This window comes from Amycolatopsis nalaikhensis (assembly GCF_030264295.1).
GTDB classification, from domain to species: Bacteria; Actinomycetota; Actinomycetes; order Mycobacteriales; family Pseudonocardiaceae; genus Amycolatopsis; species Amycolatopsis nalaikhensis.
On record NZ_CP127173.1, the window covers coordinates 2890177 to 2910659 of the forward strand.

Genomic DNA, 20483 nt, shown 5'->3' on the forward strand with positions numbered 1-20483 from the left:
TAGGTGAGGTCCGATGTCGACTGCGAAGCACGACGGAAAGGTGCGCGGGTTCCAGTTCAGCCCGTGGAACCTGCTCCTGATCGTCCCGCTGCTGGTCCTGGTCACGCCACTGTTCAACATGGACGGTCCGCGGCTGTTCGGGATGCCGTTCTTCTACTGGTTCCAGTTCCTCATGGTGGCGGTCGGGGTGCTCAGCACCTGGATCGTCTACCTGATGACGCGGGACAAGCCGACCGGTGACGCCCCGGACAAGCTGAGCGTCGAAGACCTGGACGAGGGGGACGCTCGATGAGCAACCTGCAGTGGCCCGAACTGATCATCTTCACGATCCTGTTCGCGCTGGTCACCGTCCTCGGCTTCATGGCGTCGCGCTGGCAGCGCGGCAGCACGCTGGACCACCTGGACGAATGGGGTCTCGGCGGCCGCAAGTTCGGTTCGTGGATCACCTGGTTCCTGCTCGGCGGTGACCTCTACACGGCGTACACGTTCGTGGCGGTGCCCGCGTTGGTCTTCAGCGCCGGCGCGCTCGGCCTCTACGCGCTGCCGTACACGATCGTCGTCTACCCGATCGTGCTGCTGCCGGCGCTGCGGATGTGGTCGGTCTCGCGGGTGCGCGGTTACGTCACCCCGGCCGACTTCGTGCGCGGCCGCTTCGGTTCGCCGATCCTGGCGCTGCTGGTGGCGATCACCGGCATCGTCGCGACCATGCCGTACATCGCGCTGCAGCTGGTCGGCCTCGAAGCCGTGCTGCGGACGATGGGCATCAACGGCTCCGGCATCGTCGGGCACCTGCCGTTGCTGGTCGCCTTCGTGATCCTGGCGTTCTACACCTACCAGTCCGGCCTGCGGGCGCCCGCGCTGATCGCGTTCGTCAAGGACATCCTGATCTACCTCGTGATCCTGGTGGCGATCATCTACCTGCCCTCGAAGCTGGGCGGCTGGTCGCACATCTTCGACGCGGCGGCGAAGAAGCTCGGCACGCCGAGCCCGACGACGGGCAAGCCGTCCGGCTCGATCCTGCTGACCGCCAACAACCAGCTGCAGTACGCGACGCTGGCACTGGGTTCGGCGCTCGCGCTGTTCCTGTACCCGCACTCGCTGACCAGCGTGCTGGCTTCGCGCGGCCGCAACGTCATCAAGCGGAACATGGTCGCGCTGCCGGCGTACTCGCTGGTGCTGGGCCTGCTGGCGCTGCTGGGTTACGTGGCGATCACCGCTGGAGTCAAGCCGCTGACGAACGCGGCGACCGGCAAGGCGGACGGCAACACGATCGTCCCGGTGCTGTTCGACAACCAGTTCTCGTCGTGGTTCGCGGGCATCGCGTTCGCCGCGATCGGCATCGGCGCGCTGGTGCCCGCCGCGATCATGTCGATCGCCGCGGCCAACCTGTGGACGCGCAACATCTACAAGGAGTACATCCGCAAGAACGCGACTCCGCAGGAAGAAGCGAAGCAGGCGAAGCTGGCTTCGCTGGTCGTGAAGCTCGGCGCGGTGGCCGTGATCATCCTGATCGACCCGCAGTTCTCGATCGACCTGCAGCTGATCGGCGGCGTCCTGATCCTGCAGACGCTCCCGGCCGTGGCGCTCGCGCTGTACACGCGCTGGTTCCACCGCTGGGGCCTGATCGCGGGCTGGGTCGTCGGCATCGGCTGGGGCCTGATCATGCTGTACGGCATCCCCAACCCGGCCAACGGCAAGCTCCACTTCGGTGGCTCGGCGCTGGCGCTGGGCAACATGTCGATCTTCGGCTGGCACCCGTTCGCGGGTTCCCAGGTCCAGATCTACGTCGGTTTCGTCGCCCTGATCGCCAACCTGGTGGTCGCCGCGATCGTCACGGTGATCGCGCGGCAGCTGAAGGTGTTCAACGGCACGGACGACACCAACGCCGAGGACTACCACGCCGACGAGCACGACAAGGACCTGCGCCCGATCGGCGTCCACTAAGTCCACTGAGGACGGATGATCGCCCGCGAAACGAGGTAGAGCACCACGCCGTTGAGCAGGTGCCAGAGGAAGTGCGTGCCGACCGGGACGTATGCGCATACGTCCCGGTCGAGCGTGCGCAAGCTCAGCGAGAGCGCGAAAACCGCCCCCGCGACGGCGAAGTGCGTCCAGGCGGAGTCGCGCTGGAAGGCAAGCACCGCGGCGAAGGCGCCCAGCCCGATCAAGGCGGAGAGGTAAAGCCCGCCGCCCAGCAACGCGGTGACCACGGTCAGCGCGAGAAACCCCGGCGCGGCCACCCAAGCCCACCGCCTGCTCCAGTACGTCCGCACGAACACCACGGCGTACACCAGCACGAAGGCGAGAATGGCCCCCGAGTCCGCGGCGCCCGCCCACCGCGTCGCGATCAGGTGGAAGACGCTGCTCGCCACGAAGACCAATCCGATCAGCACGGCGAGCAGCCGCCCGGTCCGATCCTCCTTGGCCAGCCGCCAAACCAGCACGGCGGCGACGAGGAACGCGAGGTTGCTGAGATCGTTGAGCGGCTCACCCCAGAGCCCGGGCGCGACGCGTTCGCAGTACCCGTCGACGTAGTCCGTCACGAACCCAGCCAACCACGACTAGCGTGCGGGGTATGAGCGACGTGAGCCGGTTCCCGGTGGTGGAACTCGAAGACCTGCCCGACGACCTCCGCGAGCGCGTCGGCGCGATCGCCGAGAAGTCCGGCTTCGTGCCGAACATCTTCCGCGCCCTCGGCCACCGCCCCGCCGAGCTGCGGGCGTTCCTCGACTACCACGACGCGCTGATGGAACGCCCCGACGGACTCACCAAGGCCGAGCGCGAGCTGGTCGTCGTCGCCACGTCCGGCGCCAACCACTGCACCTACTGCGTCGTCGCGCACGGGGCCATCCTGCGCATCCGCGCGAAGGACCCCGAGCTGGCCGACCGCGTGTCGAGCAACCCGTGGCAGGTGGAGCTGGACGAGCGCGGCCGGGCGATCGTCGACCTCGCTTTGGCGCTCGCCCAGGACTCCGCGTTGTTCGGCGAAGGCGACCTTGAAGCCGCGCGCAACGCCGGCCTCACCGACGACGAGATCTGGGACGTCGGCGCGATCACGGCGTTGTTCGCGATGTCGAACCGCCTCGCCCACCTGACGGCGTTGCGGCCGAACCCGGAGTTCTACCTGCTCGGCCGCGTGCCGCGTTAGAACTCGAGGCGCCAGGTCTCATCGGTCAGCTTCGGACCCCAGTCGTCGAAGTCCTCCTCGGCGACGAGCTCGAACCCGGCCGCGCGGTAGATCGAGCGCGCCGCCGTCAGGATCGAGACCGTCGACAGCTCCATCGCGCGGTAGCCGTGCGCCTTCGCGAACTCCACGCACTCGGTGACCAGCCGCCTACCGACGCCGTGGCCGCGCGCGGACGGCTCGAGCAGCAACAGCCGCAGCTTCGCGGTGTCTTCCGCCGGACCGCGCGTGCACGCGATGCCGCCGACGCGCTCGCCGTCGAGCTCGGCGATCCAGAACGCCTGCTTCGGGTCGTCGTGTTCGTCGGCGAAGTCGGCGACGATCCGGGCGACGAGCCCCTCGAACCGGGGGCCGAAGCCGTACTCGCGGGCGTAGAGCGTGCCGTGCCGTTCCACCACCCAACCGAGGTCACCCGGTCGTGGCGGGCGGAGCACGAGGGCGGGGTTCCGGCGGCGTTCGCCGACGAGGTCGCCGATCGTGCGCATCGCGGCGAGCAGCCGCTCCTGGTCATCGTCGGCGAAGCGGCTCAGCAGCCCGCCGATCTGTTCGGTGGAGCGCCGGTTGAGCACGGCGAACGCGTCCCGGCCCGCCGCCGTCGGCCGCACGAGCTGGCGGCGGGCGTCCTCGTCGGACCGTTCCCGCGCGATGAGCCCGCGTGACTCGAGGCGGGCGAGCAGCCTGCTGGCGTACCCGGCGTCGAGGTCGAGACGTTTGCGCAGGTCGGTGACCGGCATCGGGTCCTGGTGGGCCAGTTCGAAGAGGACCCGGGCTTCGGGCAGCGAGTACTCGGCGTCGGGCGGGCCTTCGTCGAGGACGCCGATGACGCCCGTGTAGAGCCGGTTGAAGGCGCGGACCGCGGCGACGCGGTCGGCGAGCTGTGCGTCGTTCATTGACCACCTCAACAAGTTCGTTGACGAAGTCAAAGATTACGCGACGGCTCGGCGGCCGCAAGTCATTTCGGAGTGCCCCTGAACATGGGAAACCCCGCGATGCTGCCAGGTCGGGGGTCCGCCAGCATCACGGGGTCGTAAGGGGTATCGACGCCACTTCGCGTCGCGTTACACCATGAGCACTATGTGGCATAGGTCACTCGAATGGGCGACCGCCACGGGGTGAGAGATCAGCGCATGTAGCCCGAGCGAGCCTGCGCGATCGCGATGAGTTCCTGACGGACCGTCGCGGTGGCGGCGGTGTCGATCGCCCGGTTCAGCGCCCGGCGAGTGCGAGCCTCGGCGCGACGGGCACGGAGCTTGGCGGCGATGTTGTTCATCGGTTTCTGCATCCCCTTCGGAGGGTCTCGGTGGCTTGTGCTTCTAGTATGCACCTTTTTTCACAAGGATGCCAACGAATATCCGGTGACGTGGCGCACTTGCCGATGAATCATCGGCAGATTTGGGTATGGGCCGGAGAGGCTAAGGTGGTGGCGGTCACGACGAGGCAACCCGCTATAGATGTATAAGGCTCTCTAGCCCGTGAGCTAGAGAGCCTTAGTAACGCGGATAGGGATCAGTCGCGGCCGAGCAGGTAGTGGCCGAAGTGCGGCACGGTGAAGGCGATCTGCCCCCGCTCGGCGGAGTAGACGAGGCCCTTCTTCATCAGGCTGTCGCGGGCGGGCGACAGCGAAGACGGCTTCCGCCCGAGGAAGACGGCGACGTCGGCGGTGCCTGCGGGCTCGTCGCGGCCCTGGGTCAGCTCGGCCATCGCGAGCAGGTACTCGCGCTCGGCGGGCGTCGCCCGGTCGTAGCGCGAGCCGAAGAACCCGACGGCGAGCTCGGCCTCGGCTTCGGGCGCGGCGACCTGGACGTCCTTGACGGTGATCGGGTCGGACGGCGCCGCGTCCCAGGCCGCCTTGCCGTAGGCCTGGATGAAGTAGGGGTAGCCACCGGAGGCGTCGAAGAGGGCGTCGAGGGCTTCGGGTTCGATGCCGGCGTCCTCGCGTTCGATGGGTGCCATCACGGCGTAGTCGGCGTCCTCGCGGTCGAGCCGGTCGATCCGCGCGTACCGGAAGAGCCGCTCGGAGTAGGACTTCGACGCCGAGAGCACGGCGGGCACGTGCGGCAGCCCGGCGCCGACGACGACGAGCGGCGCCCCGGACTGCGAGAGCTCATGACAGGCGGCGCAGAGCGCGGAGACGTCGTCGGGCTGCAGGTCCTGGATCTCGTCGATGAGCAGCGCGACGCCGGTCCCGACGTCCGCGGCGAGCTCGGCGACGTCGGTGAAGAGTTCGACGAGGTCGATCTCGATGTCCCCGGAGTCGGCCCGCCCTTGCGCGGCGGGCACGTCGATGCCCGGCTGCCACCGGTCGCGGAGCTTGGCGTCGGGCTTGTTGGCCCGCAGCGCGAAGGCCTTGAGCACCCCGAGCACCTCTTCGACCCGATCGGGAGCCCGGTGCCGCACGGCGAGGTCCCGGATGGCCCGGTGCAGCGCGGCGGACAGTGGCCGCCGCAGTTCGGCGTCGGGCCGCGCTTCGATCTTCCCGGCACCCCACTTGTGCCGCACGGCCATCGCCCGCAGCTCCCCGAGGAGCACGGTCTTACCGACCCCCCGAAGCCCGGTGAGGACGAGACTGCGTTCGGGTCTCCCCCGCGCAACACGCTCCAGCACCACTTCGAAGGCCTTGAGCTCACGCTCACGCCCAGCCAGCTCAGGCGGCCGTTGCCCGGCGCCCGGCGCGAAGGGGTTGCGGATGGGGTCCACTCTGCCACGCTATCGACGTATCTAGCGCGGGCCCGATATTCCGCCATAGACGGCTAGCGCGTGTCGCCGAGGTTCGACCGGATGGCCGTACATAGAGACGAACAGGTCTGCAGCCCTGCTCGTCCCTACCCCCAGCGCGCACTACGACGTAGCACTAGAGCCTGTTTCAATGTCGTAGCCACTCGTTGATCGCCGCGATGTGGACGGTTGCCTCGTAGCGGACTGCGAGTTTGTCGAACCGTGTGGCCACCGCCCGGTTGCGTTTGAGCCGGTTGATGCCGCACTCGACCGCATGCCGTTGCTTGTAGATCTCTGGGTCAAATGCTGGTGGTCGCCCACCGGCCCGGCCGCGGTTGCGGCGATGCCGGACCTGATCAGAAGGCTGGGGAATCGTGCACGCGATCCCGCGCCGCCGCAGATAGGCCCGGTTGGCGCGGGAACTGTAGGCCTTGTCCGCCAGGACACGATCCGGCCGGGTCCGGGCTCGCCCACCACCAATCCGGGCGACCCGGACCCTTGCCAGCACCGCCTCGAACTGCGGCGAGTCACCGCGTTGACCGGCGGTCACCAGCAACGACAGTGGTTTCTGGCCTTGCTCGGTGGCCAGGTGCAGCTTGGTCGTCCAGCCTCCCCGCGACCGGCCCAGCGCGTGGTCGGCTGGTTCGGGCTCGCCGATACCGCCTGGCGGTTCTTTCTGCAGGTCACACTCGATGCGGGCACCTGCTGCGTGCTGGTGCGCCCGGTTGATCGTGGAATCCACGCTCACGTCCCAGGTGATCAGCCCGGCGGCGTCGGCCCGGGTCTGCAACCCGGCCAGGATCAGCGCCCACACACCGGCGCGCTGCCAGCGCCGGAACAAGCCATAGACGGTTTGCCAGCAGCCATACTCGGGTGGGACGTCACGCCACGGCGAGCCGACACGGACCCGCCAGCGGATGCCGTCCAGGAGCTGGCGTTTACTCCACAGTGGCGGGCGGCCGGGCTTCTTACCGACGGGCAGCAGCGGTTCCAGGATCGCCCACTGCGCGTCAGTCAGATCGGCTCGCCCCGCCGCCGCTACGCTGGGCACGAGGTCTCCGGTGTTCTTGATCAGCTTGGTCGTTGATCGGTCTACCGGAGACCTCGTCTATTTGATCCAAGACACGCCGCACCCACAACGCCGGCCAGAAACTCCGCTGGTCAGCACATCAAAACAGGCTCTAGTCGCTGAGGTTCCGTTCGGCGTAGATCTTCATCGCATCCCGCACGAACTCCGCCCCCGGACCCTCGAACCCGTAGCGCGGATCGTCCACGTAAAGCTGCCCGAGCCCCGCGAAGTACCCCGCGGACACGGACGAAACCGCCGGTCGCAGCCACTCGTGCAGCCGCCGCGCGATCGCCTGGACCTCGTCGGCGTCCGGCGCCAATCCGGAAGCGTGGGCTGCGCCGAACGCCGCCGCGATGTCCGCCTGCTCCTGCTGGTGGGCCTTCTTCTCCTCGGCCGACAGCGAGCTCCACCACTGGTCACCCCGCCGGTACGCCTCCGCGCCCCAGCGGCGCGTGACCTCCTCTTCGTACTGAGTGTGGTCGAAGCCGTCGAAGACTTCTTCTGCCATCAGTCGTTCACCTCCCTTCAGTTTCCGCAACGTGGTCCGGACCGACTCGATCTGCCGTCCGATCCGCTGCCGCTCCTGTTCGAGCAGCTCCAGGTGGGTTTCGAGCGCGGCCGCGCTGTCGCGCTGCCCGTCGAGCACCTCCGCGATGGCCGGGAGCCCGAGGCCGAGCTCGCGCAGCAACAGGATCCGCTGCAGCCGGACGAGCGCCTGCTCGTCGTAGTAGCGGTAGCCGTTGCTGCCGATCCGGCTGGGCTCGAGCAGGCCGACCGCGCCGTAGTGGCGCAGCGTCCGGCTCGTCGTCCCGGCCGAGCGGGCGATGTCCTGGATCGACCACTCCATGGCTTCGACCATAGAAGTTGACGCAACGTCAAGGTCAAGCGCTAACGTTCTCTAGTTCTCTCTAGAGAAATCACAATATTCGCGGAGAAACCCCGATGAGGGTTCGAGCGGCGGCGGAGCGGGCATCCAAGCGCTAGGTTCGACCAGGCAGCGGCCCGTACGAGGAAGGCAACGACCGTGATACTCCGTCGAGTGGCACGTCCCCTGCTCGCCACGATCTTCGTGACCGGCGGGATCAATGCGCTGAGGCAGGCCGAAGGGCACGCGAAGGCGGCGGAGCCCTTTCTCAACAGCGCGTTCGACAAGGTCGGCGACGTCGTCCCGGAGCAGGTCCCGCGCGACCCGGTGACGATCATCCGCATCGACGCCGCCGTGAAGATCGGCGCCGGGCTCGCGCTCGCGGCCGGCAAGGCGCCGCGGCTCGCGGCCGGGCTCCTGCTCGGCAGCCTCGTGCCGACGACGCTCGCCGCGCACAGCTTCTGGACCATCAAGGACCCGGGCGAGCGCCAGCAGCAGCAGATCCAGTTCTTCAAGAACGCGAGCGTGGCCGGTGGCCTGCTGCTCGCGGTCAGCGACACGGCCGGGAAGCCGTCGGCGGCCTGGCGCGCGCGGCACGCCGCGAAGGACGTCGGCCACACCGCCGAGAAGCTGGGGCGCAAGGCCGAGAAGCGCGCGAAGAAGCTCGCGAGGCGCGCCGAGAAGGCTCTCCCCCACTAACCGCCACTTTCATACCGAAAGTGCCGCCCCGGGGACCCCGAGGCGGCACTTTCGGTACGAAAGTTACTTCTCCAGGATCGCGGTGACGCCCTGGCCGCCCGCCGCGCAGATCGAGATCAGGCCGCGGCCGGACCCCTTCTCGTGCAGCAGCTTCGCCAGCGTCGCGACGATCCGGCCGCCGGTCGCGGCGAACGGGTGCCCGGCCGCCAGCGACGAGCCGTTGACGTTCAGCTTCGAGCGGTCGATCGCGCCGAGCGGCGCGTCCAGCTCCAGCTTCTCCTTGGCGAACGCCGGGTCCTCCCACGCTTTGAGCGTGGCCAGCACCTGCGAGGCGAACGCCTCGTGGATCTCGTAGAAGTCGAAGTCCTGCAGTGAAAGCCCAGCCCGCGCGAGCATCCGCGGCACGGCGTACGCGGGCGCCATCAGCAGGCCCTCGTCGCCGTGGACGTAGTCGACGGCCGCGGTCTGCGAGAACGTCAGGTACGCCAGCACCGGCAGCTTGTGCGCCTTCGCCCACTCGTCGGTGGCGAGCAGGACCGTCGACGCGCCGTCGGTCAGCGGCGTCGAGTTGCCCGCCGTCATCGTGCCGTCGGGGCCGCCGAAGGCCGGCTTGAGCTTGGCGAGCTTCTCCGCGGTCGAGTCCGGCCGCAGGTTCTGGTCGCGCGTGAGCTTGAGGAACGGCGTCACGAGGTCGTCGAAGAACCCGCGCTCGTAGGCGGCGGCGAGGTGCTGGTGGCTGGCGGCGGCCAGCTCGTCCTGCGCCTCGCGGGTGATCTCCCAGACCTTCGCGGTGAGCGCCGCGTGCTCGCCCATCGAGAGGCCGGTGCGCGGCTCCTCGTTGCGCGGGATCGCCGGCACGATGTGTCCCGGCCGGATCTTCGCGACGAGCTTGAGCCGGTCGCCGAGCGACTTCGCGGCGTTGAGCTGGATGAGGATCTGCCGCAGGTCCTCGTTGACGGCCAGCGGCGCGTCGCTCGTGGTGTCGACGCCGCCGGCGATGGCCGAGTCGATCTGACCGAGCGCGATCTTGTTGGCGACGTTGATGATGGCCTGCAGGCCGGTGCCGCACGCCATCTGGACGTCGGCCGCGGGGGTGGCGGGCGAAAGCTTGCTGCCCAGCACGCTCTCGCGGGCCAGGTTGAAGTCCTTCGAGTGCTTGAGCACGGCGCCCGCGGCGACCTCGCCGATCACCTCTCCCTGCAGCGAGAACCGGCTGACCAGGCCGTCGAGCGCGGCGGTGAACATGTCCTGGTTCGACGCCTTCGCGTACGGACCGTTCGACCGCGCGAAGGGGATCCGGTTGCCCCCGATGATGGCGACCTTGCGCACGGAGGGCGTTTTCCTGGGGGGCATGTCTCCACCTCTCTGGTCGTGTCTCTCACACTGTAACCTACTCGGGAGTAGGTTAGACTGCGACGTGACGCAGACTGCACGGGAGGCAACCGATGGCTGACAGGTACCAGCAGTTCACGAAAACCCCGCTGGGGAAGTTCGTGGTGCCGAAGCTCGGCCTGCCCAATCCCGCCACGCTGCGCCGGTACAAGCCCGGGCAACCCGCCCTCGAGGGTCCCGCACTTCTCGGCGCCGCGCCTGGTGGACGGCTCGAGAAGACCCTTCGGGACCAGATGGCCGACGCCGGCATCGAGGTCGTCACCTCGGCCGCGGACCGCCACGCCGCCCTGGTCTTCGACGCCACGGGCATCACCGACCCCGCCCGCCTGCGCGAGGTCTACGACTTCTTCCACCCGGTGATCCGCAGCGTCGGCCCGTCCGGCCGGGTCGTCGTCTTCGGCACCCCGCCCGAGCAGGTCGAGGGCCGCGAGCGGATCGCGCAGCGCGCGCTCGAGGGCTTCGTGCGTTCGGTGGGCAAGGAGCTGAAGCGCGGCGCGACCGCCCAGCTCGTGTACGTCGCCGACGGCGCCGAAGAGGCGACGGAGTCGACGGTGCGCTTCCTGCTCTCGGCGAAGTCGGCGTTCGTCGACGCGCAGGTGATCCGGATCGGCACCGAAGGCAAGACGGCGACCGCGCCGTCGAACTGGGAGAAGCCCCTCGAAGGGAAGGTCGCGCTGGTCACCGGCGCGTCCCGCGGCATCGGCGCGGCGATCGCCGAGGTGCTGGCCCGCGACGGCGCCCACGTCGTCGCCCTCGACATCCCGGCCCAGGGCGGTGACCTGTCGAAGGTGGCCAACAAGATCAACGGGTCCGCGCTGCAGCTCGACATCACTTCGCCGAGCGCGCCCGCGAAGCTCGCGGAGTACCTGAAGGAGCGTCACGGCGGCGTCGACGTCGTTGTCCACAACGCCGGGATTACCCGCGACAAGACGCTGGGCAACATGAGCGAGAGCGCGTGGGACTCCGTGATCGCGGTGAACCTCGCCTCGCAGCTCGCCGTGAACGACAAGCTGCTCGCCGATCGCGTGTTGAACGAGAACGGCCGGATCATCGGCGTCTCGTCGATCGCGGGCATCGCGGGCAACGTCGGCCAGACGAACTACGCGACCTCGAAGGCGGGCGTGATCGGCATGGTGAACGTCGGCGCGCCGCAGCTCGCGGCGTACGGCGGCACGATCAACGCCGTCGCGCCCGGGTTCATCGAGACCAAGATGACGGCCGCGGTCCCGCTGTTCATCCGCGAAGCCGGGCGGCGGCTGTCCAGCCTCGGCCAGGGCGGGCTGCCAGTCGATGTCGCCGAGACGATCGCCTGGTACGCGAACCCGGCGTCGGCCGCGGTGAACGGCAACGTGGTCCGCGTCTGCGGCCAGGCCCTGCTGGGAGCGTGACGATGGCGATCCGCGAACTGGACAGCACGCCCAGTCTGTCCACTTTGTACCCGAAGGCGCTGCTCGGCGGCGTGCTGCACAAGCCGTCCGGTGGCGCGCTGCCGGACACGGAGCTGGTGCGCACGGGCGTCACCGTCGACCCGGCGCACCTCGCCGCGTACAACACGGTGTGCGGCTTCCGGCTGAGCGACGAGCTGCCCGCGACCTACCCGCACATGCTGGCGTTCCCGCTGCAGATGGCGTTGATGACCGAGCCGGGCTTCCCGTTCCCGCTGCTCGGCATGGTGCACGTGGCGAACCGGATCACCCAGCACCGCGCGTTGCGCCTCGGCGAGGCGCTGACGGTCCGGGTGCGCGCGGAGAACCTGCGCCCGCACGAAAAGGGCCGTCAGTTCGACGTCGTGAGCGAAGCCCAGGTCGGCGACGAGACGGTGTGGACGGACGTCAGCACGTACCTGCGTCGCGGCTCCGGCTCGGGGGCCCCTTCGCGGCGAGAGCAGCTCGCGCCGCCGAAGCCGGACGCGATCTGGCGCGTCCCGGGCGACATCGGGCGCCGGTACGCGGAGGTGTCCGGCGACCGCAACCCGATCCACCTGCACGCGCTGACGGCGCGCTTGTTCGGCTTCCCGCAGGCGATCGCGCACGGCATGTGGACGAAGGCCCACGCGCTGGCGGCGTTCGAAGGGCGGCTCCCGGAGGCGTTCACCGTGGACGTGAAGTTCAAGCAGCCGGTGCTCCTGCCGGGCAAGGCGGCGTTCACGTCGTGGGCCGACGGCGACGGCTGGGCCTTCGAGCTGTGGCACGCGTCCAAGCCGAAGCCCCACCTCGAGGGGACGATCAGCTCACTCTGACGGCTTCCAGACCTCGCCCTCGATGAGGTCGTTGAAGCCGAGCCAGACGAGGTTCATCAGCCAGGAGGCGAGGACGCCGTCGGAGATGTCGGGGTGGTCGAGGGCCCAGTCGGCCAGCGACTCGGCCGCCCCGACCAGCGACGCGGCCAGGCCTTCGCCGGAGAACTCGGCCTGCTCGCCGACGCCCTTGCGGGTCCCGGCGGACACGACGAGGGCGGCGACGAGCTGGATCGCGCGCGCCCGCATGTCGGTGATCTCCGCGGCGAACGCCCCGCCGACGGTGAGGGCCTGGCGGTGCAGCACCGTCCACGACTCGCGGTACTCGGCGACGAAGCGGTAGAAGGACCGGAGCCCGTGCCAGAGCTGCATGTCGGGCGGGAGGTCGGGCTGCACGCCGGCCTGGATGGCCTCGAGCAGCCGCGTCGCCTCGCGGCGGATGCAGGCGCCGAAGAGGTCTTCTTTCGAGCCGAGGTAGGTGTAGATCATCGGCTTCGAGACGCCGGCGACGTCGGAGATCTCGTCCATCGAGGCCGCGTGGTAGCCGTGGCGCGAGAAGACCTGGACGGCGGCGTCCAGGATCTGCCGCTCGCGCACGGCGCGCGGAAGCCGCCGGGCCCGCTCGGGCGGGCGCTGATCATCCTCTGACACGCTGGACCTCCCTGTTGCTGCCCGGAGACGGTACCGGGCGCCACCACGGCAGGGTGATTTCGGCACGCTTGCCGCCTTACCTACTGGCGGGTAGCCTTACGCTTGAGTAACTGGAGAGAAGGTGACCATGGCCGACAACGCCGGGATGACCAGCGCCGATCAGGTCGCGGACCTCCGTGGGGCGGCGCTGCTCGACGCGCTGGAGCGCCTCGACCCGCTCAGCCCCGAGGCACACGCCCTCGACGTCAACGCGCTCGCGGACGCGGTGAGCCCCCGCGACCTCGGCAAGGACGACTTCCGCCGCTTCTTGAAGGCACTGCTCACGCTGGCCACGCGCGCCCCGGCGTTCGACCTGAGCAAGGTTGACCCGGCACGGTTCGCGTCCCTGGTGTCGTCGGCATCGCGCGCCCAACTGGAGAGCGTCGTCGCGGAGCGGCCCCTGCGCGAGCGGGTACTGGACGAGATCTTCGCCCGCATGGGCGCGCACATCCGGCCGGACCGGGCCCGCGACCTGCACGCGGTGGTCCACTGGCGCCTGTCGGGCGGAATCGGCGAAGGCGGCTACGACCGCTACGAGACGGTGATCTCCCACGGATCGTGCACGGTGAGCCGCGAGATGCACGCGGCACCGCGAGTCACGATCACCATCGCCCCGGCGGACTTCTTCCGGTTGATCACCCACCAGGCCACGCCGGCGGTGTTGTTCGTCACGGGAAGAATCAAGGTCAAGGGTGATTTGGCGTTCGCGGCGGGCTTGATCGGCTACTTCGACCTCCCGCACCCCGTATAGTCCGTCGGTGTGCCCCGAAAAGCGAAGTGGCGCCTTTCCCGGCCCCGAAGTGTCCGCGGCACCCACGTGGTGAACGCGTTCGCGGAGAAGCTCGTCATCGGCAACCTGACGCCGGCGCAGTTCATCCAGGTACTGGAAACCCTGCACATGCTCGGCGAAGCGGGAGCGGGCATCGAGCTGAGCTCCCTGTCGACGGACGTGCTGGTGGACGTGGTGCGCCGGGCGTCCCGCGAGCAGCTGAAGGCGATCGCGGAGCACCCCGAGTTGCGCGCGGTGTTCTTGGACGAGATATTCCGCCGAATGTCCGAGCATTTCGTGCCGCACCGGGCGCGTCACGTGGACTTCGTGGTTTCTTGGCGCTTTTCGGAAGGAAGCGGAGAGGACGGCTACGACCGTTTCCAGACGGTGATCGAGGACGGCGTGTGCGTTTCCTCGGCAGACCTGTCCCGCAGCCCGGACACAACGATCACGTTGTCGGTGGACGACTTCATCCGCATGGCAACGGGCAATGCGGCGGTGGCGGCGATGTTCGTGACGGGCCGGGTGAAGGTGAAGGGCGAGTACGCCCCGGCGGTGCGGTTCTCCAGCTACTTCGACATCCCCAAGCCGACGAGCGATTAGTCAGCGGCGTTCGCGGACAGCGGTGATGACCCGGTCCGCAGCCACGTCGACGGTCTCGTGCTCCCAGATCCGGAGCGGAAGCCAGCCCGCCTCCTGAAGCCGGGCGTCGGTGTCGGCGTCGCGTTTGCGGTTCGTTTCGATCTTGTCCCGCCAGAAGTCCGCGTTGTTCTTGGGCCAGGTGGCGTGCTCCGGACAGCCGTGCCAAAAGCAGCCGTCCACGAAGACCGCCACACGGGCCGGTCCGAAGACCAGGTCGGCCTCGCGTCGCACGCCTTTGATCGGCCTGCGGTGCACCCGGTAGCGGAACCCGGCGCGGTGGAGGACTTGGCGCAGGGCCATCTCGATCCCGGTGTTCCGAGACTTCTGCTTGCTCATCCGGAGGCTCACGGCGGACGTGGTTTTCAGACGCTCCACGCGCTCATTGTGGCCCCGGCCTAGGTGAACCGCTCAGCCCTCGATGACGCGTCCCTCGATCACCGTCGGCTGGTCCCGCCGCTGAGGCTCGTCCGAAGAGACGACCTCGCTGTCCACCACCATCACCGGCCCGCGACGCTGGTTGGCGAACCGAATTGCTCGCTTCTCCACCCGCTTCAACCACCACCGACGAACCACAGCCCGCGACGGCGGCAGCATCAGCAGCAACCCGAGGACGTCACTGACGAACCCCGGCACGAGGATCAACACCCCACCAAGGCCGACGAGCATCCCGTCGGTGAGTTCCTTCTCCGCGGGCTGCCCGGCCCGGGCCGCCGAGAGGAACGCCCGCATCGCCTTGCCGCCCTCGCGACGGGCGAGCCAAGACCCCAGGAACGCGCCGGCCAGCAGGAGGCCCAGCGTGCCGAGCACGCCGACCGCCGAACCGACCGCCCAGATCGCGGCGATCTCGGCGAAGACGTAAAGCAGGAACGCGACAGCCATACCCGCACAACGAACGACCTGTCCGATTTGCTCCCGTGCCCTCGGTGCACCGGCTAGTCTCACCCCTCGTGTCCGACTGGCTCCGCTGGCTGCTCATCGCGTTGTGCCTGGTCTTAGCCCTGCTGATCGTCACGCGAGGGCGGCGTCGGCGGGGGTTTCCCGGGGTCACCTGGACCCTTCCGCAGCGGACGGCGAAGCGGCGCGGCATGGTCGCCTCGGTCCTCGGCTGGCTCGTCGTCGCCCTGCTCGTCGCCGGGGTGGCCGGGGGTGGCCTGCTCTGGTTCCTCGGCTGGCCGCGGCTGCCGAGTGCCGGGCAGTTCGACGTCTCCCAGGTGCTCGACCTGCTGAAGATCGCCCTCTCCGTCGTCGCCGGGTTCGGTGGTGTCGTGCTGCTCGCCGTGAACTACCGGAAGCAGCGGGTCGCCGAAGACGAGCATGACCTGGCCGTTCAGCGCGCCGAACGCGAAGCGGTCCAGAAGTTCAACGAACGGTTCGGCAGCGCGGCCGAGCAGCTCGCCAACGACAACGCCGCCGTCCGGCTCGCCGGCGTCTACGCGATGGCCGGCCTGGCCGACGACTGGGCCGACAAGCGCCAGGTCTGCGTCGACGTCCTGTGCGGCTACCTCCGGATCACCCGCGAAGCCGACGGTGAGGCCGAAGTGCGAGAGGCGATCCTGCGCGTGATCCGCGACCGCACCCGCCGGAGCGGGAAACTGTCCTGGTCCGCGCTCGACTTCGACTTCACCGGCGTGACGATCGAGAACGCCGACTTCGCGCGCCGCGAATTCAGCGGTGAGGTCCTGTTCGACGGCGCGGAGTTCGTCGGTGGGATCGCTTCGTTCGCCGGCGCCGAGTTCGGGAAGCTGAGCTTTCACGGCACCCGGTTCTCCGCGGCCGAAACGACCTTTGGCGGCATGACCGTCACCGGCGGCAAAGCCGAGTTCGTCGGCGCCGAGTTCACCGGCGACAAGGTGGACTTCGCCGACGGATACCTGCAGTCCTCGTCGGTGGCCTTCTTCCGCTGCCGGTTCGCGGCGCCCCGGGTCGACTTCTCGAACCTGGACTTCGCCTTCGGCCGGCTGGTGTTCGACCGGTGCGACTTCGCCGACCTCGAGCTCGACCTCTCGATCGGTCTCGACGACCAGCCGTCTTCCCTGGTGCCGGTGCTCGTGGAGAACTGCCGGTTCGAACGGTGCCGGATCGACCTGAGCCGGGGCGGGCACGGCGTCAAGCTCGCGGATTGCGTGCTCGACACCGTGACCGTCGCCGGTCCGGCCGAGGAAGTGCAGTGGCCGGGCAACGAGCTGCGCGGCGGCACCTCGCTGCTTAGCCGGGCACCTCGTCCAGGTACGCCTGAGCCTGCAGCGTGAACAGCTCCGCGTACCCGGCCTTCGCGGCCATCAGCTCCTCGTGCGTCCCGTACTCGGCGACCTTCCCATGGTCCAGCAACAGGATCCGCTCGGCCTGCCGCACGGTCGAGAACCGGTGCGAGATGTACAACGTCGTCCGGCCTTCGGACAATGAGCGCAGCCGCGAGAACAGGTCGTGCTCGGCCTGCGCGTCCAACGCCGATGTCGGCTCGTCCAGTATCAAGATCGGTGCCTCGCGCTGGAACGCCCGCGCCAAAGCGATCTTCTGCCACTCGCCGCCGGACAGCGAAACGCCCTGGTCGAACCACCTTCCCAACGGGCTGTCGTAGCCCTGTGGCAGCCGCTCGATGCGCTCGTCCGCGCCCGCTCGGCGGGCCGAATTCTCGATGTGCGGCCGGTCCTCCAGGCGGGACAGGTCGCCCAAGCCGATGTTCTCCGCCGCCGTTCCCTGGTACGTCACGTAGTCCTGGAACATCGCGCTGATCCGCTTCCGCAGCTCCACCGGGTCGTACTCGCGGATGTCGACGCCGTCGAGGCGGATGCGGCCGCCTGTCGGGTCGTACAACCGGCACAGGAGCTTGAACAGCGTCGACTTGCCCGCTCCGTTGCGGCCCACCACCGCCACCGTCTCGCCGGGGCGAATCTCGAAGCTGACGTTGTCCAGCGCGGGCTCGTCCGAGCCCGGGTAGCTGAACGTCACCGCGTCGAACTCGATGTGTCCCTCCACCGTGGACGGGAACGCGCGTGGCGACGCGGGTGCCGTGATCTCCGGCTTCGTGCCCAGGAACCGGTACAACGTGTCCAGGTACAGGTTGTTCTCGTACATCCCCGAGAACGCCGTGAACAGCCCCGACACGGACGTCTGCACCGACGTCGCCGCGGCCGTGTACAGCGCCAGGTCGCCGAGCGTGAGCCGGCCACCGACCGCCTGCAGCGCGATGTACAGCGCGATCGCCGACCCCGCGAACGTGCTCAGCAGCCCCCAAGACGTCGAGCTGATGTTGCGGTTGATCGTCAGCTTCCGCTGCCGCTCGTAGGACACGGTGCCCAGCCGCCGGAACCGGTCGACGAAGTACGGGCCCAGCCCGAACAGCTTCGTCTCCTTGGCGTACGTGTCCGTCGTGACCAAAGAGGACAGATAGTCCATCCGCCGCTTGATCGGCGACATCAGGAACGTCAGCCAGAACGCGCGCGAGCCGTACTTCGACTGCGAGATGAACGCCGGGATCGGTGCCACCAGCGCGACCAGCGCCAGCAGCGGGCTGATCGCGACGAGCAGCGCGATCATGCTGCCGAACGTGATCAGCGTCCGCACCAGGCCCAACGCCGAGTTCATCATCGACAGCGGGCGCGTCGGGGCCTCCTGCGCCGCCTGGCGCAGCATGTCGTACGACGTCGAACCCTCGAAGTACGCCAGGTGCAGCTCACTCGCGTGCGCCATCACCTGGTGGCGGATCGTCAGCGTCATGCGTTCCTGCAGCAGCGACTGCGCGATCGACGTCAACGCGCTGCTGATCGCCGTCGCCGCGAGCACGCCGAACTGGAACAGCGCGACGTTCACGATGTCGCCGGTCGTCCCCTTGCCCTGGATCGCCGCGACGACCGAGTCCAGCAGCAGCTTCGCGACGTACGCGGTCACCGTCGGCAAGAGCCCCGACAACAGCGTGATCAGGGCCAACAGGATCGTCAGGACCGGGCTGGCCTGCCACGTCAGCTTCACGACCTTCGGCAGGCCGCGGACCGTCCCGGCGACGGACGTCTTCGCGCGCTTCAGCCGCGAGCGCAGGTCTTTGGGCTGGTCGTCCTGCTTCGGCTCGGGGATGTCGACCGGTCCCGTGAGCCCGCTTTCGGGCACCGTGACGGCGTGCCGCCGCCGCCCGCGCCGGGCCAGCATGAACTCCATGCCGCCCCCACCGCCCGGGATCATCCGGCCTCCACGGCGCCGTGCAGGAAGACGTCGACCACCTGGCGCGTGGTCGGCGCGTCGACGTCCGGCGCGAGCCGCCGTCCGCCGAACAGCATCGTGAGGAAGAGCGCCGCCAGCTGCTCGGGCGGCAGGCGCAGCCGGTCCTTCTCGGGGACGAACAGCTCGACGATCGCCCCGCGCATGGCCGCCATCGACTCGCGGCGGCCGCCCTTCCAGGTGCCGCGCTGATCCTTCAGGCGCTGCTCGGGGTCGCCGCGGTGCTTGTGCCTGCCGGACGCGTGCAGGGCGCCCATCAGCGCCCCCATCCGCTCGAGGTGCGCGCCGAGCGCCTCGGCGGCCTCGACGAGCCGGTCTTCCAGCGGCTGGTCGATCGGGATTTCGGCGATCGCGTCGAGCACGTGGTCGGGCCGCAGTGCCTCGGCCGTGCAGGCGTCGAACAGCTCGTCCTTGTCCTTGAACGCGCGGAAGATGGTGCCCTCGCCGATGCCGGCGGCGCGGGCGATCTGACTCGTGGTCACGTTCGCGCCGTGCTCCATGAGGAGCGGCAGCACCGCGTGCACGATCATGGCGCGCCGGGCTTCGACGCTCATGCCCGGCGCTCTCCGCCGGGTTTCGGGTGCTGGTGTCATGCCGTCCAGTGTGCGGAGTGAGCACTCACTCCGTCAAGCGGGTAAAAGTGAGGGCCGCCCGAAAGCGGCCCTCACCTGGCAAAACTCAGTACGTCATCGCCATCGCCGGGTCGGCCAGGAGGGCGCCGACGTCGGCCAGGAACTCCGAACCCTGCTGGCCGTCGATCACCCGGTGGTCGAAGCTCAGCGACAGCTGCATCACCTTGCGGACCCGCAGCTCGCCGTCCACCACCCACGGCGTGTCGCGGATCGAGCCGAGGGCCAGGATCGCCGACTCGCCCGGGTTGATGATCGGCGTGCCCGTGTCGATGCCGAACACCCCGATGTTGCTGATCGTGAAGGTGCCGTTGGCCATGTCGGCCGGGGTCGTCTTGCCCGCCCGGGCCGTCTCCGTGAGCTGCGTCAGCGACTCCGCCAGCTCCTTCAGCGACATCGAGTCGGCGTCGCGGATCTTCGGCACGATCAGCCCGCGCGGCGTCGCCGCGGCGATCCCGAGGTGCACGTAGTCCTTGTAGACGATCTCCTGCGCCTCTTCGTCCCAGACGGCGTTGATGTCCGGGGTGCGCTTCGCCGCCAGGCACACGGCCTTCGCCGCGAACGTCAGCGGCGTCACCTTGATCCCGGCGAACTCCCGCGACTTCTTCAGCTTCTCGCGGAACTCCATCATCGGCGTGACGTCGATGGTCAGGAACTCCGTGACGTGCGGAGCGGTGTACGCGCTCTGCACCATCGCCGCCGCGGTCATCTTGCGGACGCCCTTGATCGGCACGCGCCGCTCGCGCGTGCCACTGTCCACAGTGGGCGCGGCGACCGGGGTCCCGTTGGCGGCGCGCTCGACGTCTTCACGCGTGATGACGCCGCCGTCCGCGGTTCCGGTGAGCGCGTGCAGATCGACGCCGAGGTCCTTCGCCAGCTTCCGCACCGGCGGCTTCGCCAGCGGGACGTACCCACCACGCGGGGCGGCCGGAGCCGGAGCAGGAGCCGGAGGAGCGGCGACAGCGGCGGCCGGAGCGGGAGCCGGAGCCGCGCCCTTCCGGGCCCGCCGCTGCGTGACGACGGCCTTGGAGCCGTAGCCGACCAGCGGCTTCATCTCCTCTTCCTCGGCGGGAGCCGAGGAAGCAGGCGCGGGCGTGGCGGCGGGAGCGGGCGCCGCGGCGCCGTCCGGGTCGACGTCGATGGTGAGGATCGGCGTGCCGACCTCCACCGTCTGCCCCGGCTCGACGTGCAGCTCCGTGACCACTCCGGCCCACGGGATCGGTAGCTCGACAGCGGCCTTCGCGGTCTCGATCTCGACCACGATCTGGTTGACCGCCACCGTGTCGCCCGGCTTCACGTGCCAGGACAGGATGTCGGCTTCGGTCAGCCCCTCCGCCGTGTCGGCCAAGGGGAATTGCTTGTACGTAGGCATTGCGCGGAG

Annotated in this window: 22 protein-coding genes; 9 read left to right on the forward strand and 13 right to left on the reverse strand. The window is 69.1% G+C overall.

Translation table 11 applies throughout. The annotated features are described in order from the left end of the window. Positions 1-13: 13 nt before the first annotated feature. Positions 14-292 carry a DUF3311 domain-containing protein gene (locus QP939_RS14275; RefSeq protein WP_285457238.1) on the forward strand — a complete coding sequence of 93 codons (279 nt, stop codon included), beginning with the start codon at positions 14-16 and terminating at the stop codon, positions 290-292. Further along, on the forward strand, positions 289-1944 hold the full coding sequence (gene mctP, locus QP939_RS14280; RefSeq protein WP_285457239.1) for a monocarboxylate uptake permease MctP: 1656 nt from the start codon (positions 289-291) through the stop codon (positions 1942-1944). Before QP939_RS14275 ends, mctP begins: the two co-directional genes overlap by 4 nt. Here the strand turns inward: mctP and QP939_RS14285 are convergent. Then, the gene (locus QP939_RS14285; protein WP_285457240.1) at positions 1941-2543 is read right to left on the reverse strand and encodes a hypothetical protein; all 603 of its coding nucleotides are present in this window, start codon (positions 2541-2543) and stop codon (positions 1941-1943) included. The genes mctP and QP939_RS14285 overlap by 4 nt on opposite strands. 32 nt (positions 2544-2575) lie before the next feature. Here QP939_RS14285 and QP939_RS14290 point away from each other — a divergent pair, with 32 nt between their 5' ends. Then, positions 2576-3148 carry a peroxidase-related enzyme gene (locus tag QP939_RS14290; RefSeq protein ID WP_285457241.1) on the forward strand — a complete coding sequence of 191 codons (573 nt, stop codon included), beginning with the start codon at positions 2576-2578 and terminating at the stop codon, positions 3146-3148. On the opposite strand, the gene QP939_RS14295 is transcribed toward QP939_RS14290, so the two are convergent. From QP939_RS14295 to QP939_RS14315, 5 genes are all read right to left on the reverse strand, one after another. Then, positions 3145-4074, reverse strand: coding sequence for a bifunctional helix-turn-helix transcriptional regulator/GNAT family N-acetyltransferase (locus QP939_RS14295; RefSeq protein ID WP_285457242.1), 930 nt, complete (start codon positions 4072-4074; stop codon positions 3145-3147). The genes QP939_RS14290 and QP939_RS14295 overlap by 4 nt on opposite strands. A gap of 230 nt (positions 4075-4304) precedes the next feature. Beyond that, on the reverse strand, positions 4305-4454 hold the full coding sequence (locus QP939_RS14300; protein ID WP_167344411.1) for a hypothetical protein: 150 nt from the start codon (positions 4452-4454) through the stop codon (positions 4305-4307). A gap of 236 nt (positions 4455-4690) precedes the next feature. Continuing rightward, positions 4691-5881 carry an ATP-binding protein gene (locus QP939_RS14305; protein ID WP_285457243.1) on the reverse strand — a complete coding sequence of 397 codons (1191 nt, stop codon included), beginning with the start codon at positions 5879-5881 and terminating at the stop codon, positions 4691-4693. Between the two features lie 166 nt (positions 5882-6047). Next, on the reverse strand, positions 6048-6950 hold the full coding sequence (locus tag QP939_RS14310) for an IS5 family transposase (RefSeq protein WP_285449251.1): 903 nt from the start codon (positions 6948-6950) through the stop codon (positions 6048-6050). Between the two features lie 130 nt (positions 6951-7080). Continuing rightward, positions 7081-7815, reverse strand: coding sequence for a MerR family transcriptional regulator (locus tag QP939_RS14315; RefSeq protein WP_285457245.1), 735 nt, complete (start codon positions 7813-7815; stop codon positions 7081-7083). Positions 7816-7992: 177 nt separating this feature from the next. On the opposite strand from QP939_RS14315, the gene QP939_RS14320 reads away from it, so the two are divergent. After that, positions 7993-8532: a DoxX family membrane protein gene (locus tag QP939_RS14320; protein ID WP_285457246.1), complete on the forward strand. Its 540-nt coding sequence runs from the start codon at positions 7993-7995 to the stop codon at positions 8530-8532. A gap of 63 nt (positions 8533-8595) precedes the next feature. Here the strand turns inward: QP939_RS14320 and QP939_RS14325 are convergent, their stop codons facing one another. After that, positions 8596-9885: an acetyl-CoA C-acetyltransferase gene (locus QP939_RS14325; protein ID WP_285457247.1), complete on the reverse strand. Its 1290-nt coding sequence runs from the start codon at positions 9883-9885 to the stop codon at positions 8596-8598. Between the two features lie 92 nt (positions 9886-9977). On the opposite strand from QP939_RS14325, the gene QP939_RS14330 reads away from it, so the two are divergent. Both QP939_RS14330 and QP939_RS14335 read left to right on the forward strand, forming a co-directional pair. Continuing rightward, on the forward strand, positions 9978-11312 hold the full coding sequence (locus QP939_RS14330) for a 3-oxoacyl-ACP reductase (protein WP_285457248.1): 1335 nt from the start codon (positions 9978-9980) through the stop codon (positions 11310-11312). Between the two features lie 2 nt (positions 11313-11314). After that, a complete protein-coding gene (locus QP939_RS14335) occupies positions 11315-12163 on the forward strand; it encodes a MaoC/PaaZ C-terminal domain-containing protein (protein ID WP_285457249.1) in 849 nt (282 codons plus the stop codon). Here the strand turns inward: QP939_RS14335 and QP939_RS14340 are convergent. Continuing rightward, entirely contained in the window at positions 12155-12811 is a 657-nt protein-coding gene (locus tag QP939_RS14340; protein ID WP_285457250.1) for a TetR/AcrR family transcriptional regulator, read from the reverse strand. The two genes, QP939_RS14335 and QP939_RS14340, sit on opposite strands and share 9 nt — an antisense overlap. 127 nt (positions 12812-12938) lie before the next feature. Between QP939_RS14340 and QP939_RS14345 the strand changes: the two genes are divergently transcribed. Together QP939_RS14345 and QP939_RS14350 are read left to right on the forward strand one after the other, a co-directional pair. Next, a complete protein-coding gene (locus QP939_RS14345) occupies positions 12939-13601 on the forward strand; it encodes an SCP2 sterol-binding domain-containing protein (protein ID WP_285457251.1) in 663 nt (220 codons plus the stop codon). A gap of 69 nt (positions 13602-13670) precedes the next feature. Beyond that, the gene (locus tag QP939_RS14350) at positions 13671-14222 is read left to right on the forward strand and encodes an SCP2 sterol-binding domain-containing protein (protein ID WP_285459745.1); all 552 of its coding nucleotides are present in this window, start codon (positions 13671-13673) and stop codon (positions 14220-14222) included. Here QP939_RS14350 and QP939_RS14355 read toward each other — a convergent pair whose 3' ends face one another. Together QP939_RS14355 and QP939_RS14360 are read right to left on the reverse strand one after the other, a co-directional pair. Next, positions 14223-14597, reverse strand: a complete 375-nt coding sequence (locus QP939_RS14355; protein ID WP_285459746.1) for a very short patch repair endonuclease — start codon at positions 14595-14597, stop codon at positions 14223-14225. Between the two features lie 72 nt (positions 14598-14669). Next, positions 14670-15140, reverse strand: coding sequence for an FxsA family protein (locus tag QP939_RS14360; protein WP_285457252.1), 471 nt, complete (start codon positions 15138-15140; stop codon positions 14670-14672). A gap of 68 nt (positions 15141-15208) precedes the next feature. Here QP939_RS14360 and QP939_RS14365 point away from each other — a divergent pair, with 68 nt between their 5' ends. After that, entirely contained in the window at positions 15209-16510 is a 1302-nt protein-coding gene (locus QP939_RS14365; protein ID WP_285457253.1) for a hypothetical protein, read from the forward strand. On the opposite strand, the gene QP939_RS14370 is transcribed toward QP939_RS14365, so the two are convergent. From QP939_RS14370 to QP939_RS14380, 3 genes are all read right to left on the reverse strand, one after another. Further along, a complete protein-coding gene (locus QP939_RS14370; RefSeq protein WP_285459747.1) occupies positions 16467-18413 on the reverse strand; it encodes an ABC transporter ATP-binding protein in 1947 nt (648 codons plus the stop codon). The genes QP939_RS14365 and QP939_RS14370 overlap by 44 nt on opposite strands. 20 nt (positions 18414-18433) lie before the next feature. Next, entirely contained in the window at positions 18434-19027 is a 594-nt protein-coding gene (locus QP939_RS14375) for a TetR/AcrR family transcriptional regulator (protein WP_285459748.1), read from the reverse strand. A gap of 124 nt (positions 19028-19151) precedes the next feature. Then, entirely contained in the window at positions 19152-20474 is a 1323-nt protein-coding gene (locus QP939_RS14380; protein ID WP_285457254.1) for a dihydrolipoamide acetyltransferase family protein, read from the reverse strand. Between the last annotated feature and the right edge of the window lie 9 nt (positions 20475-20483).